Origin of the sequence: Colwellia sp. 6M3, from assembly GCF_014077595.1 — a bacterium.
Lineage (GTDB): Bacteria > Pseudomonadota > Gammaproteobacteria > Enterobacterales > Alteromonadaceae > Cognaticolwellia.
Genome location: NZ_JACGWF010000101.1, coordinates 1 through 13507, shown reverse-complemented (window position 1 = coordinate 13507; position 13507 = coordinate 1). Strand labels below are relative to the sequence as shown.

At 36.7% G+C, this 13507-nt stretch carries 16 protein-coding genes; 2 read left to right on the top strand and 14 right to left on the bottom strand.

The window, feature by feature from the left end:
- Positions 1 to 110: 110 nt before the first annotated feature.
- The 12 genes from H4J50_RS16435 to H4J50_RS19715 all read right to left on the bottom strand — a co-directional run bounded on the left by H4J50_RS16435 (position 111) and on the right by H4J50_RS19715 (position 8888).
- Positions 111 to 269 (bottom strand): hypothetical protein, encoded by a 159-nt coding sequence (locus H4J50_RS16435; protein WP_182257389.1) that lies wholly within the window; start codon positions 267 to 269, stop codon positions 111 to 113.
- The gene (locus H4J50_RS16430) at positions 259 to 1395 is read right to left on the bottom strand and encodes an efflux RND transporter periplasmic adaptor subunit (RefSeq protein WP_182257388.1); all 1137 of its coding nucleotides are present in this window, start codon (positions 1393 to 1395) and stop codon (positions 259 to 261) included. Before H4J50_RS16430 ends, H4J50_RS16435 begins: the two co-directional genes overlap by 11 nt.
- Before the next feature lie 17 nt (positions 1396 to 1412).
- Positions 1413 to 2102, bottom strand: coding sequence for a hypothetical protein (locus tag H4J50_RS16425; RefSeq protein WP_182257387.1), 690 nt, complete (start codon positions 2100 to 2102; stop codon positions 1413 to 1415).
- A gap of 117 nt (positions 2103 to 2219) precedes the next feature.
- Positions 2220 to 3119 (bottom strand): hypothetical protein, encoded by a 900-nt coding sequence (locus H4J50_RS16420; protein WP_182257386.1) that lies wholly within the window; start codon positions 3117 to 3119, stop codon positions 2220 to 2222.
- Positions 3120 to 3136: 17 nt separating this feature from the next.
- Positions 3137 to 3967 carry a HEAT repeat domain-containing protein gene (locus tag H4J50_RS16415; RefSeq protein WP_182257385.1) on the bottom strand — a complete coding sequence of 277 codons (831 nt, stop codon included), beginning with the start codon at positions 3965 to 3967 and terminating at the stop codon, positions 3137 to 3139.
- A gap of 9 nt (positions 3968 to 3976) precedes the next feature.
- Positions 3977 to 4138: a hypothetical protein gene (locus H4J50_RS16410; RefSeq protein WP_182257384.1), complete on the bottom strand. Its 162-nt coding sequence runs from the start codon at positions 4136 to 4138 to the stop codon at positions 3977 to 3979.
- A 225-nt stretch (positions 4139 to 4363) separates the two neighbouring features.
- On the bottom strand, positions 4364 to 5119 hold the full coding sequence (locus tag H4J50_RS16405) for a hypothetical protein (protein WP_182257383.1): 756 nt from the start codon (positions 5117 to 5119) through the stop codon (positions 4364 to 4366).
- A gap of 1 nt (position 5120) precedes the next feature.
- Positions 5121 to 6047: an ABC transporter ATP-binding protein gene (locus tag H4J50_RS16400; protein WP_182257382.1), complete on the bottom strand. Its 927-nt coding sequence runs from the start codon at positions 6045 to 6047 to the stop codon at positions 5121 to 5123.
- Positions 6016 to 6807, bottom strand: coding sequence for a hypothetical protein (locus H4J50_RS16395; RefSeq protein ID WP_182257381.1), 792 nt, complete (start codon positions 6805 to 6807; stop codon positions 6016 to 6018). The genes H4J50_RS16400 and H4J50_RS16395 overlap by 32 nt, the downstream gene beginning before the upstream one ends.
- A 15-nt stretch (positions 6808 to 6822) precedes the next feature.
- On the bottom strand, positions 6823 to 7722 hold the full coding sequence (locus H4J50_RS16390) for a HEAT repeat domain-containing protein (RefSeq protein WP_182257380.1): 900 nt from the start codon (positions 7720 to 7722) through the stop codon (positions 6823 to 6825).
- 12 nt (positions 7723 to 7734) lie between these two features.
- Positions 7735 to 8691 carry a protease SohB gene (sohB, locus tag H4J50_RS16385; RefSeq protein WP_182257379.1) on the bottom strand — a complete coding sequence of 319 codons (957 nt, stop codon included), beginning with the start codon at positions 8689 to 8691 and terminating at the stop codon, positions 7735 to 7737.
- 68 nt (positions 8692 to 8759) lie between these two features.
- A complete protein-coding gene (locus H4J50_RS19715; RefSeq protein WP_259366282.1) occupies positions 8760 to 8888 on the bottom strand; it encodes a hypothetical protein in 129 nt (42 codons plus the stop codon).
- Positions 8889 to 9211: 323 nt separating this feature from the next.
- Between H4J50_RS19715 and H4J50_RS16380 the strand changes: the two genes are divergently transcribed.
- The gene (locus tag H4J50_RS16380) at positions 9212 to 9499 is read left to right on the top strand and encodes a hypothetical protein (protein WP_182257378.1); all 288 of its coding nucleotides are present in this window, start codon (positions 9212 to 9214) and stop codon (positions 9497 to 9499) included.
- 233 nt (positions 9500 to 9732) lie between these two features.
- On the opposite strand, the gene H4J50_RS19710 is transcribed toward H4J50_RS16380, so the two are convergent.
- Positions 9733 to 10371, bottom strand: a complete 639-nt coding sequence (locus tag H4J50_RS19710) for a transposase (RefSeq protein ID WP_259366281.1) — start codon at positions 10369 to 10371, stop codon at positions 9733 to 9735.
- 6 nt (positions 10372 to 10377) lie between these two features.
- Positions 10378 to 10764 carry a hypothetical protein gene (locus H4J50_RS19705; RefSeq protein WP_259366280.1) on the bottom strand — a complete coding sequence of 129 codons (387 nt, stop codon included), beginning with the start codon at positions 10762 to 10764 and terminating at the stop codon, positions 10378 to 10380.
- A gap of 1087 nt (positions 10765 to 11851) precedes the next feature.
- Here H4J50_RS19705 and H4J50_RS16370 point away from each other — a divergent pair.
- Complete coding sequence (locus H4J50_RS16370) at positions 11852 to 12853, top strand: hypothetical protein (RefSeq protein ID WP_182257377.1); 1002 nt, start codon at positions 11852 to 11854, stop codon at positions 12851 to 12853.
- Positions 12854 to 13507 lie beyond the last annotated feature (654 nt).

Genomic DNA, 13507 nt, shown 5'->3' with positions numbered 1-13507 from the left:
TGTGGTACAACAGCTATCGACTTCATTCTTACTTGGATTACCACAGTCCTAATAATTTTGAGTTAATGAATGTGGATTTAAAAATGGTTGCTTAACTAGGGTGTCTGAATTTAGTTGACCATGTCACTGCCAGATGGTCCTGTAATTGCAATGTATTCATTGCTAAATATCTTAAGTTCTATGTTCGACAATGCCTTAAAGTATTCTTGTTCAAGCTGATAGTTTTTTGATAATGCTTGAAGGTGGATTAAAGGGGCGTTAAATGACATCTTGCAGCCCACTCTGATCTAATTTTTGAAGAGCTCTTGCTGGGCCGGTGATGACCTTATCATTAAGCTGAAGTCCCGAAAGAATAGACTGCTCTATGTCCGTAGACATTCCCAGTGATACGAACTTTCGGATGGGCTTTCCATCTTTGACAGCCCATACGTAAGGTTTTTGATCGTTGTACAATATTGCGGAAATCGGCAATGCATAAACATTGCTTTCTGTGGCTATAACAAGTTCGGCCCGACAACTCATACCTGCATAGAGATTGCTGTTGTCCTGCATATCGATAATAACTTTGTAAAATAGCCCAGCAGCATTTTCTCTTTGGTTGGCGATTAAGCCCATTGTTGATACTGTGCCGGCTATTGGGCGGTGCGGATTTGCTGCGGTGTATATTTTTACTTCTTGATCGACTTTGACATTGCCTATATCAGCTTCATCCACTTTTAAGTTGGCTATTAAGGTGGCAGGTTCAGCGATTACCAGTAAAGACGAACCTACTATATTAGTTGTTCCTGCAATTACTGATTCACCTGATTTGGTGTTGAGTTCTAAAACGATGCCATCTATTGGAGAGCGAAACACGGTCTTTTCCAACAATTCTTGTGAGCGCGCAAGTTGCGCTAATGATTTGTTAAGCTCCTCTTTTTTCTGTTGCACGTCCAAATTAGCTAGGGTTAGTTCATTTTCTAGTTCATCGATACTGTCTTGAGAGGCTACACCTGATTGTTTTAATTTTTGACGCTGTTGCAACCTTCGCACATTATCCTTAACAACTTGTTCTAATTTTAACAGTTCAATTTTTTTGATGCGCACCTCAGCTTCGGCAGCATTTACATCTACTTTGAAGCTCACTTGTTCCAAGGTAATTAAAACATCCCCCTTGTTGACTTTTCTGCCTTCTTTTATCCGAATATTTTCGACGACACCGCTGATCTCAGGTCGAATTTCTACTTTATTGTCAAACTCCAAATTTCCGGACGCAAGAATCGTCTCGTAAGTATCTTTTAACACAGGGCTAGAAAACGTATAGGTGTCAACTAGATCCGTATTATCATAAGCTGAAAACACCGCAAAAAATATAACAAATAGAGCTATCAGAGAAAGTCGTAATACTTTTTTCATATTTAGTCACCCACCGGTTAGTTTACAAGTGCAAAAACTAGGTAAAATAAAAAGGTTGATGCTATTGAAATAACTGCGCTCAATGGGTAATGAATGGAAGTATTCTCATGAATAAAATAAGTCATTAAGCAAAGCACCCAAATATCAAATAAATTAAAATTACTAATCAACGCCACCGTTTCGATATTTTTGCCAGATAAAAGCTCACCGAGAGTGCTGAACTCTGTTGCTGTTAAGCTCATTTCACTTTGGTTCGTCACAAATGCCATGCCAAGCAATCCAAGTCCAATCAATGCAAAAGGTATGTGAGATAAGATAGAAGCAGAAAAAACATGACGAAATGAAGCATTACCCTGTTTATCTATAAGCTTTATGAAAGCGTATAGTGACCCGCTAACAATCGCTATTTTAAATAAGAGAAAAACAGCACTACTCAAGCCGGCTAGTACACCCATAAATGGAAGTATATTTTGAATAGTCTCACTTGCTAACGAAACTTCTTCAGATGTCATAGAAGAGTCTATAGACTCTACTAAAAGTTGCTCGTGTAAATAACTCTGGTCAAGGTTAAAATAAAATGAAACGTACCCTGCGATGATAACTGCGAAAATACACGCTAGCGTTGTGTAATTGTTTCGTGACAGAAGCTGAGGGTTTTTGAAGTTATTTTTCGGGCTTACTAATCCATCTAATAATACAATAAACATTTTACTTTCCTTAATTCGTTTTTTTTCACTGTAACGGAGTAAGTGAGTAGTCGATTGATATTTATGATTTTCGGCAGAAACTCGTGAATTTATGTTAAATTGATGTCATGGGAATATTTAGCCCCAAACACTTAGTTCTCTGACACCGTTATTGAGCTCGTGTATTGATGACTTGACTATTTTTGAGGGATCCGCTGCCATCATTTCTTTTAAATGCTCGGTACAGCTACTTCCTTCAGCCATTGCCTTGAATGCATATAGCCTAGTTAGCTCACAACCGTGAGATAGAGCGATTTCATTAAGCGAATTTTGGCAAGCTTGTGATTGCATCGCGGCTGAGAATCTAAAAAATATTCCACGTTTTATATCCTCATTAGCGACAAATCCAGCGACTTTTTTACTATCTATATCGTAGTATAATTGCCTGATATCCATTTGGGGCTGCGCAACAACTAAATTTAAGCTCACGGATAAGCTTTGAGGCTCATGTTGAATATGAATATCTTTTCCTGCTTCATATAATATTACCCGTCTTGGACTCAGGGTTACTTGGTCCAAAAAGTGTAAATCTATGTCTTCACCAGGATAGCCAATAACATTTTGGTGGTCTGGTATTTCAAATAATGAAGTACTATACCCTTCACCCAAATAACCCGCTGTCAACAACGAAAAGTCGTGATTGTGTGCAGTTTGATAGGAGTAAAAATTATCTTCGCCAAGATTGTCATCAAATATCTTTGGCGCCCATATTGCAAATCGCAAAAAAGCTCGTTCATTGATCGCTTTTAACATATAGCTTTGTGCGCTGTAGATGTTGTCAGCTTGAAAAATTTCTGGCTCTGTTAAACCACAGAGAATAAAATCCTCCATCCAGGCCTGATTATTTGCCAGTTTGTTTAATTCTGGCGCTAAAGCTGCAATTTCGTTTTCATTATCTAAATTTATGTGACCAACCTCTTTACAAAACTCGTCAATCGTCGTTGTTGCAGACTGGTCAAAATCAAATATTTGAGCCATAAGAATTACCTCCTTTATCAGTGAATAAGTAATTTGCTAATTCGATTCCATTCAGTAGTAGCTTTTGCCGATATATATTGATTTTCATCGTGTTGAAATGCTTGCAATATGTTAAGTGCTTGTTCTTGATCTACGTTGAATAGTTCTTGAAGCGCTGTCCATCGCACGTTGTAATGGGCATGTTTAGTCAATTTTTTAAGAATATGACAGGCCTTCTTTGTGCTAAGCAAAGAGATCACTTTAGCGATGAAATACCACCTAGAAGAAATTGGATCGAGCGACAGCATGCACATATATTCAAGACTACTAGCATTGAATACGGGGGTGCCTTCTCCCAGCCCAATCATTAATCGAGAAAAGCACGCAACACCATCTGTTTCTATTTTAAAAGATTCACCTTTAGGCAAGTGTATTGTGTTATTTTTGCTTACAGATAGGGTCTTTTTAATTTGAAGCTGATAGGAGGTGTCGTCCAACGTGTATACAACAACCCTTACCGCTCTGGTAGTATAAAGCAAAGATAAATAAATATCGGTTGGGACACCATAGATGACTGATTGCTCGGTCGACGCATCATGATAGCGAAGCGATAACACTGCTTCTGGCGTTGCTATGATAGGAACTTCAGAGCTTGAAATCCACACTGGAGAGAATTCTCTGGTGCTTTTTATTTTCAACAACATGTCTTCAATAAAGTCACCAAAGCTACCTTGAGTCACTAAATCCAAATATGTATTTACCAATGCAGTTCTGGTGTTTGATGAAATCTGTTCAGACATCAGTTGATTGATGTTCTGAAACTGGTCCACTGAACGTGGTGAGCACTTAAAGTACGCTTGATTTGACATTGTCGTGACCTAGCGGTTGTTCACAATTGAGCGAACAACAGCCACGATAACTCCAGCAATAACAGGTTCTCCCATACCACACGGTGCCTGTTTTTCTTTCAAGTCTTGCAGTTGAATTTTATGTTTTATGTTACTTACTTTTTGTTTCATGTTATTTCCTTTTTGTTTCACGTTACTTCCTTTTTGTTAGAAGTTATTAAATCAAACTCAGGAGATATTTCGTTTAATTTGTGATGAGAGGCTGAAATAAGTGATAAGTGGTTAATAGATCGTAAGCACACAGTTAATAGGGTGTAAGTAAATAATTGAAGGATTGTAAGCAAGTAAGAAGAAAGGCACTTGGAAGTAGTCTCTTGATCACAAATCAGGATCAAGAGACAGCTTTATTGTGTCTTTCTAGTAATGCCCAAGAACACCTTCATGACGACTTTTGTTGAGTAACTTTTTAAATATAATCAAGCCTAAAAAGAAATATAATATTGAATTTAAGCTGATAAATATTACAGTGTTTAAATCTAGCAACCCTCCTGAAATACTTGACTTAGCTGTCGTTGCAGCCGTAGCGAAAGGTAGAATAGACGCAGGGTTAAGTGGTAATGCCGTTACAGAGATGACTCCAATTAGTACAAAATAAATAACACCTTGGATACTTTGCGCTTTTTTGAATAACACTGAAAATCCAGCTATAACAAAGCCCAACCCGATCAATGAAGGCATGCCAAGAAGTAAGCTAGGTAGGAATACTGTCCAGTCTATTTGAAGTTGTATATTTGTGATGTATGACAATGCCGTAAGTGCAAATATTAAAAAGGCTAAGCCACTTATAATATTCCAAATTGCTCTTAGCAGGAAAATCATCCAAAGTGGGCTCGGAGATAGTGACAAACGCTCTAATGTATTTTGTCTGATCTCTTCAACTATATCTTTCGATGCACTTGAATAAGAGGCATTAGCAAACACCCAAATTACAAAGCCAATGATGAGTGTCTCCAAATCACTTGCGTCGGATGTTCCATCATTCATTGCTGATATAATAAAATATAAGCCCAAGAACAGGCCAATTAATAAAACTGAAGAAGCAACTGTTTCAAACCAATAGCGTTTGAGTAAAAAGAATTGCAACCTGATTTCATTAGTGAATAAATTCAACATATTACTGCTCCTCCAAGAAAGATAAGTAGTTGTCTCTTAGCGTGAAATTACTCATTTGAAAGCTTTTTATTTCTTCCTTATATTTCTCCAGCTGCTCAAGAAAAGATTGCATCTCAGGGAAGTTTTTAAAGAAAAACTTTATGTCAGAAGATTGTTTTCCGCAGTTATCAAACGTTGTTTTAAGTGTTTTTGTATCTAGTTCGCTATCAAAACTCACTTTGGCTACATATGCATATTCGTTTTTTACTAATTCAGCAGCAGGACCGTCATACAATACTTTTCCATACTTCAAACAAACGATCCGCTGTGTAATTTGTTCTAAAAACTCTAAATCATGAGAGCTAATAAAAAGCGTCTTCCCCTGATTTGCTAATGACCTCAGAAAATCTTGCAGCTTTTGTACACCGGCTATATCAAGTCCAAGAGTTGGCTCATCCATAAAAATCACCTGCGGCTGATGAATGACAGCCACAATCAATGCTACTCGAATTTTGTTTCCTGTAGATAACGAACGAACCGGTTTATACAGTTCAGTAAGACCAAGAGTAGTAGCTAATTGTTGAAAGTAAGATTTGTCGAATTTAGCTCCCATTAAGTGGCAGTAATATTGAGCATTTTCTAAACTTGATAAGCGTTCATTTATTCCTGTTTTTCCCTCTAGAATTGTACCGATATCTTTCAAATAATTAGTGCTCTTAGCACTAATCTGCTTATTGTTGATGAAAATTTCACCTTTGTCTTTTCCAACCAAAGAGTTAATGATCTTCACCAACGTAGATTTACCCGAACCATTCGGGCCCAGAAGCCCGACAACTTCTCCTGATGCAATATCAATGTTGACGTCTTCCAATGCAGTGACATCACGTTTATTAGAATGAAAGGTTTTACTTAAGCCTCTAATGGATAACGCTAAATTTTCTTGATTCATTGATTGCCTCCTGGCGAATTTTTTCTTGCGCACTTTTCTCTGGGAAAGAAAGGTTACTTAACTTATCTAATACTATCTCTGATTTCCCGATTTGTCCCATCATTTTGGATAAGGTACTGGCAAGAGGAGGATTGATATTTTGAGCGATTTTTGCATTGGGTTTGTCAATAGAATCGATATCAAAAAAGTATTGGTTTTCATTTTTTTTATTTAATTCTAGTACATTGACACTAACAGACATTTCCGAAGGTGGAATTTGCTGATGCACATCAACACCTTTACGTAAATACATCACACGTTGCGGCTTTAATTTCGTGCGTTCAATAAAACTAAAGTCGACATTTTCACCAACTTCTCCTACCACATCATCAATATCATATTCCCAGAGATTGCTTTCGTAGCCGTCGCCTAAATATCCTACTGTAATGAAGTTAAAGTTGTGGTCATGAATATCCTCAAAATGATTAAGCTCACTGTTTTCCTTCTCATTTACCGGCAACCAAACGACTGCTCTAACGAGAAAATGTTCAGAACGATGCAAAATTAGAACTTCAGAAGTGTACTCATTTGCTATTTTTTTTAATTGTTGATCCACAATGGCCTGTGCTAGAAACTCACGGTTATTGTATAATCGTTGCATCATATCGACAGCTCCCTCTAGATTGGAGCTAACTGGATTACTGCCTTGTTTTTTAAAATATTCAACAAATTCATCAAAAGAAATTGTATCAGTGCGAGTGCTATCCCATGTAAGTGCCATATTAATATCTCCTATTTATACCAAGCCTGCGCTAACAAAATTTTGGTATGTCGTTACCGCTGCTTTATTAACATGAGGGTGATTATCATTTGTCGCTTTTTTTAGCGCTTCTATTCCTTTAGCGGTATCTAACCTTAGTAACGTAGTTAACGCTTTCCATCGGACGAAGTGGTATTCACTGAGTTCAGAAAGCTCACTCAGAAAGTCTGTTGCACCACTATAGTTAAGACGATTCAATAACTCGATAAGTAATTCTTGCCTCGTTGCTTCATCGTCAGGGGATATCCCCTTCATAGAGCGCATAGTTTTTGTATCAAACAACCAAACTAACGGCGCCTTTTCTTTAACAAATGTCAATGAAGTCCATAGCGTATCACCTTGTGTATCTTCAAATAGATGAATCGTATTATCTGGCATTGCAATATGTACTTCATCAGTTTGGAGTGTCAATGTCTCTTTGTGAACCAATGGGATATCACTTTCAAAAACCTCAAGTGAATTTTTTGGATCAAAGGCAAACTTTGATACATGAATAGGGCGTTCACTCATGACACTAGTCAGTGTAGCTCTGCGGTTATTTGATATAGGTAAGTCAGACTCAGTCGACAGTTTATGGTTCTTGTAAACAAGTTGATTAACGTCACTTAACCCTATCGTTAGTTTAATATACTCGTCCGAATATATAAATATTTCCTCACTTTGTGTGCGTTGTTCAAACCGTTTAGAATCTGTCATGTATACAGTGGTTAAATGCTCTAGAAGCTTTTTAAACTCCCCTTGTTGAACCGCTTTTTCGAAATGTTGAGCAATGTAGCTAATATTGGGCTCTTGGTAATTTATAATAGCTTTCAATCCAGGATAGTCTTTATCTAAAACTATCGTCGTCCCAAGTACCTTAATTTCAGATTTGTTCATTTTTATGATCCCTTAACCATTAATTAATGGCTTGATAAAGTTTGTTAATTTCATCAATAAATTACTTTTCACTGAGGTTGACTTTGTAAATCTAACCGAGAGGATTTTGCTTGTGCATATATGCTCTAGAATTAAATCATCGAAGAGCTTTATTTCATCGATTAAACCAACATCAATAGCGGTATCGCCAAACCATACATCCCCCTGACAAACGCTCTCCACATCGATCATAGGTCTATGTTCTGCGATTGCTTTTTTGAACAAGGTATGACCGCTGGACAATTGTTTTTCTAGCTTGTCTATTTGCTGTTCGGTCGGTTTACCAAACATACTTAAACTTTCTTTATTATCACCTGAAGATAATATTTTATAATCAACTCCGATTTTTTCTAATAGACGATGAAAATTTGGTTGAGTTGAAATCATCCCAATACTACCAATGGTTGCAAAACGAGATGCAATAATTCTATCAGCGACTGAGGCCATGAGGTACGCAGCACTTGCAGCCACCTCATCTATAGAAACGGTTAAGTGGATAGCAGCATCTTTTAACCGTTTTAGTTGCATGGCGGCACATCCATAAGACTCAATTATTCCACCATGACTTTTGATTTTAACAATAACTTGATCGCCTTTCTGAGCAACCATTAAAATACTGGATACTTCTATTTTCAGTGATTCTAAGCTGCCGGCTTTTGAATCATCAACAAAAGTTAAAACGAATATATTATTTTTACTTTCAGGGGTATTCGCTTCGACTTGTGCTATTTGTTCGTTATTCGTTATGACGTGAGACTTTATTCTTTGGGCGCTTGCAGCGTACAGCATCCCTAAGTCATCAACTACAATCCCAGAAGAGGGAGGAGCTTTCTTTTTTTGTTTGCGTAATCGGCTTATCAAAACCACGCAAAATACTAACAAAGAAATAAGAGTGACTGTTTTCAATAAAAAGATTAAGTATTCGTTCATATATTAGCCCTTAAGTAGAGAGTCAAGACATTACGCCTTGGCTCTCTTGGTGTGTAATACGTTATAAACTACAGTAAGTAGATAACAACACGTACAACAAATTTACCAAAACCACCTTCGATTTGAGGTGTTTGGCTCATACCGATGTTTTGATCCATATTTGCAATTAATGCATCGAAATTCACATTGTTTTTCATAATGTTTTCCTTTTTAGTTTTGTATTGCTTATTGAGAGTTTTTCTCGTTAAGCGCTTGGTTATACTCTTTGACATTTCCGCGTATGGTTATGTCCTTATTTTCTAGCAAAGCAAGCTTGCCCTCCTAGCGGCGTAATACGCTACACCTAGGGACATAGTAAAGAAAAGTTAGTAAATGGAATTTAAATTGTGATTATTGGTATAAAAAAATGACTAGCGGTTTAAGAACTTGTATTTATGATAAGTAAAGGAGAAAACAGTTAGATTGAGTATTAGTGTAATAAACTATCCACCAGAAACTAGCCAACCACGATGAAAAGTTTTTGGGTTTTAAACGTACAGGATATGTTTGGGGCTGGCATATGGCGCTCTATAAAGATGAAAACATGCACCATCATTTTGGTGGCGTCGATTGTACCCATACTCACAACTCTTTCATATTATGCAAGAATATAGGTTTAGTTGCACTTAACAATGAAAATTATATTAGCCAAGATCTAACTAATGCCATTGCCAATATTGCTTATAGTGTTTTGCTTGATAATGACGGTGCCAATAAAAAAGCAGAAGACCATATTCTAGCGATGCAAATAAGAGCAGCAGAGATATAGGTGTATTTCATCATGCTTAAGTTAATGACATTGTTGCGCTTGAAGCGGGCTTTAGGATTAACGAATTGCTAGCTTCCGCTTTGCGCACTGCAATGTCATTAACTTAAGGGTTTAACACATACGTTTATAATTCATTGGATACTTATTTGCATTGTTTCTACGGTCTTGTCGAAAAAACTACGTTCAGGTCGAATAGCACTTAAATTCTTTGATATTTTACTTATCACCAGTTCTTATAACTCAAGCTCAGCTAGTTTCATTGTGAATCTGAAAACATTATCCTTTAGCTGGTTTATCGCAAAGGTGTAGTTGATTCTATACTCATAAAGCCTATTCTTTTTAGGCTTCTTTATTTTTCGTTTTGCATCATGGATTGCAGAAGCAGCAGTGTTTTTAGTCAATAGCTTAGCGTGTAAGTCTTGTAAAACTCCTGCAACAGAAACACTAGAATAATTCTCAATATTGAGGCGACTTTTCAATACTTTGTAGTCTTCCTCTACTCCCCAGCGTTGGTGATATAAATTAGAGAAAATAGAAGTAGGATAAGCTTGTAGATCTGTTAATGATGAAACCAATACCTCTGGTTCACCTGATGGTAGGTCAACTCGCACTAACCTTAAGCGTAGTAATTCGGTAGATGTTTTATCTTTTCTACATCGACGAAGAGACTTTTCGATACAAGGGAGATCAACGACATCACTATATTTTCCACTTTCTAGGAAGGCTTTAACAACATTAGAGCTTTTAACAATACGCATGCAGAAATCAACATTTTTTAGCTTATGGTATTTATAAAACCAAACGGCAGGATAACCTCCGTCATAAACGACTAAGTCGCCTGTTTCAGTTTTATTTAAATGCTTTAGCGCCATTTCACGCTATCCTGTTGAATGGCTTTCTACCTGTAGACCTAGAGTAATATTATATTTAACATCATAGAGTTGTGAAAGACGAACATGAGGCATAGCAGCATGTGAGCGAGCTTTACCAAAATGCTCTAGTAGTTCGTTAGAGATAGGTAATTTTGTGACTGCCCAATCAACAGCTAACAACCGATGTCCTTGCCATTTCTCTATAGTTGCCGCTTCATAGAACGCTTGAACTAATTCACCATTTAACTCAATAAATGCCTGATGAGAGAGTTTTATTCTGGCTTTACAAAAAGCAGCGGTTCTAACTGATGTTGTCGACAAGTAGCTATCATCGATATCATAGAAAAATCGAACGAGTTCAGCTTGAATTGAACCATTGAGAGCATTCAACATAAAACTAATCAGACGAGGAAAAGTAAGGGTTCTATTTCGAGTGAAATCGGTTGGTTTTTTACGGTGATTTTCTAAGAAATCAGTTGAATGAGTTTTATTGGTTGACTTTTGTACTATTTGAATTGAATACTGAACAGCTGATTAGTGATTTATCTCTATTTTTAATTCATAGCTAGGTTAGCAACTAGCTAATTTATTGTAAATTCGTAATTTAAGCTTAAGTTAATAACATTGTTGCGCACTGAGCGACTACAAATTAGATTAAAAACACTAAGGAGCAAAGTGCCCCGAAGCGCCATAGAATTTAATACCTAAAATCATATTAAACTAATGTCCGCTTTGGTATTTTCTAATCAAATTAGAATTTTTGACTTTATAGATTCCTGATGAAATTTAGAACAATTCTATTATCTAACGCAGGGCTGATTTTCATCGGTTCAAATGTCGCTAGATATACCATGGCTAATGTCCGGTTTCGTATCTAAGTGAACATAAACGTGCCTAATTCCGAAGACTAATTTAGGTCTGCAATGTGGCAGTAGTTATCCTTTCAAACTAAGCCTTAATGTCCGCAATTGGCTACAAGTTGACCTAAAAAACAATCAATAACTAACGTCAGCAATGCGCACGGAGGAGTCTTTACTCTAGGATTCTTAATGTCCGCTTAAGTTTCAATCTTTATTGTCACTACTTAGTTCATCACAGAGCATGGGGTTTTATAAAATTTTAAACTTTATTGTTTCCTTACTCTTTTGGCATGACCGACAAATAGGCCATGCAAGAGAAAAAAGTTCTAATCTCTATTGTTCTCCCACAAACTGCCCTCAATAAACCTGGATAAAATGCCATCCAAACAAAATTAATAACTTGAAAAACAACCAGAAAATATCCGGTTCTTTGAGTGGTGCTTGGTTTCATTGATGGAAAACTCCCGTAAGTTAACCTTTTATGGGAGCAATGCCTTTGTTTAGAGCAAACAAAAAAGCGCTAAATTAGGCAAAAGTTCTAATAATACATTTAAACTATTTAACTTTGTCGCCCAACACGGTACCGTTATAGTAGGTACCTATAAACCAAGGAGAAAACCATGAAACACACATTCAACATCTTACTGATCACTCTTATTAGCTTACTTAATTACGGCTGTGCCAGTTCTGCACCAGATTCCTACAGAGGTGCCACAAAAAGTTACGATGCAGATTACTTTGATAATAATGATTCTATTGAATTTAAATACGCTTTTAGGTATTTGATGCCAGTTGCAGAACGCACGAAATTTGAAAACACTTTGCAAAACTCTAACTATAAATCTACGGAATGGACAAGTAAAATGCAAAGCGAGGGGTTTAACGCCCTAGCAATTAGCGCAACGGGGACTGGTGCTTTTTCTGCCGACGGTCAAGCTGCTGGCTTGGCACTATCGCTTGTAGACGATTACTTGACTGGACGTTCAGAAAAAAGAGAATTCGATTATATGGTGTTCTCTGATGAATGGTTAGGGGGTAGCTTTACAGATCCGGATAAAGCACATGAAGTAGCGAAACAAAAAACATTAAACGCCTTAATCGCTACAGCAAAAGAGTTTGACTATGAAATGGTGTGCAAATCCAATTGTGACAAAAGAATGTCGGTATTTGAGTTAATAAGTACTAATCAGTCTAAATATATTGGGCAATACCACCCTGAGAAACTTTCAGTGGTTCTTTATTTATCAGAACTGACAGCTTTAGAAAACAACGCAATTGAGAAAAAAGTGTTCTCCAAAGACAGTAGTTTTGTAGCTACTGAATGGAAAATACAGATTTCTTCATATAAAACAGATTTTTCATATAAAGTTATCCAAGTACCAGAAGTTATTCAAAATTCATTCAAACAACTTACATACGAAATACCAGAAAAAGCATTCAAAATTCATAAAACACCTTTTGGACGTAAATTTTTTAGACAACTGAGCAGTAGATTGGATAATTGGGTCATGGTTGATGCAACAGGGGCATATGAGTTGGCGCTCATAAATGGTCAGCTATATAATCCCGTTAACGAAAGTTCAGCCAGACGTTTCAAAGGCGCAAAGACCACAGAATACTAGTTACATACCACTCCTTGTTTTATACCTGAGTTAAGCCATTACACAAATGGTTTAACTCAAACATTATAATCAATCACCCTTTAAAACTAATCAGCGACTTCTTTCAAGCCATTGTCACCCAGTCAAAATTTTCTAATATTATTCCCGTAAACAATCTTAATCAAAAGTGAGCGTCCAGCAATCTGCATCTAGCTTAGTTTTACATTCCTGCGGGAGAACAATAGAGATTAGAACTTTTTTCTCTTGCATGGCCAATTTTTCGGTCATACCAAAAGAGTAAGGAAACAATAAAGTTTAAAACTTTATAAAATCCCATGCTCTGTGATGAACTAAGTAGTGACAATAAAGATTGAAACTTTATTGTTTGGTGGTTCAGGTACCTGTGGTTTAGAAATTAGAGGACGATAGACCGCTTTGATACGTTAGCAGACATTAATATCAATAGTTTTTTGAGCTATTTGTAGTGTTCAGAAAAAGTAGGTCTACCTTTATCCTGATAGAGAACTAAGCCACCAATATAAAAAGAGTGTGAACGTCTGGCCAAGAGCACGTTCTATTAATTAACGTTTGAATTTATAGTTCCTCCAACTTAATTTTGGAGTGACTTATGACACGTAGAACATTTGATGATTGGAAACACCTCGTTGATAAACA

Bases quoted from the DNA above. Each gene is read 5' to 3' on its own strand.
- H4J50_RS16395 (WP_182257381.1), bottom strand. From the start codon at position 6,807: ATGGCACTTACATGGGATAGCACTCGCACTGATACAATTTCTTTTGAT.
- H4J50_RS16405 (WP_182257383.1), bottom strand. From the start codon at position 5,119: ATGTTGAATTTATTCACTAATGAAATCAGGTTGCAATTCTTTTTACTC.
- H4J50_RS16430 (WP_182257388.1), bottom strand. From the start codon at position 1,395: ATGAAAAAAGTATTACGACTTTCTCTGATAGCTCTATTTGTTATATTT.
- H4J50_RS16415 (WP_182257385.1), bottom strand. From the start codon at position 3,967: ATGTCAAATCAAGCGTACTTTAAGTGCTCACCACGTTCAGTGGACCAG.
- H4J50_RS16390 (WP_182257380.1), bottom strand. From the start codon at position 7,722: ATGAACAAATCTGAAATTAAGGTACTTGGGACGACGATAGTTTTAGAT.
- H4J50_RS16425 (WP_182257387.1), bottom strand. From the start codon at position 2,102: ATGTTTATTGTATTATTAGATGGATTAGTAAGCCCGAAAAATAACTTC.
- H4J50_RS16370 (WP_182257377.1), top strand. From the start codon at position 11,852: ATGAAACACACATTCAACATCTTACTGATCACTCTTATTAGCTTACTT.
- H4J50_RS16400 (WP_182257382.1), bottom strand. From the start codon at position 6,047: ATGAATCAAGAAAATTTAGCGTTATCCATTAGAGGCTTAAGTAAAACC.
- H4J50_RS19705 (WP_259366280.1), bottom strand. From the start codon at position 10,764: ATGTTGAATGCTCTCAATGGTTCAATTCAAGCTGAACTCGTTCGATTT.
- H4J50_RS19715 (WP_259366282.1), bottom strand. From the start codon at position 8,888: ATGAAAAACAATGTGAATTTCGATGCATTAATTGCAAATATGGATCAA.
- H4J50_RS16435 (WP_182257389.1), bottom strand. From the start codon at position 269: ATGTCATTTAACGCCCCTTTAATCCACCTTCAAGCATTATCAAAAAAC.
- H4J50_RS19710 (WP_259366281.1), bottom strand. From the start codon at position 10,371: ATGGCGCTAAAGCATTTAAATAAAACTGAAACAGGCGACTTAGTCGTT.
- H4J50_RS16420 (WP_182257386.1), bottom strand. From the start codon at position 3,119: ATGGCTCAAATATTTGATTTTGACCAGTCTGCAACAACGACGATTGAC.
- sohB (WP_182257379.1), bottom strand. From the start codon at position 8,691: ATGAACGAATACTTAATCTTTTTATTGAAAACAGTCACTCTTATTTCT.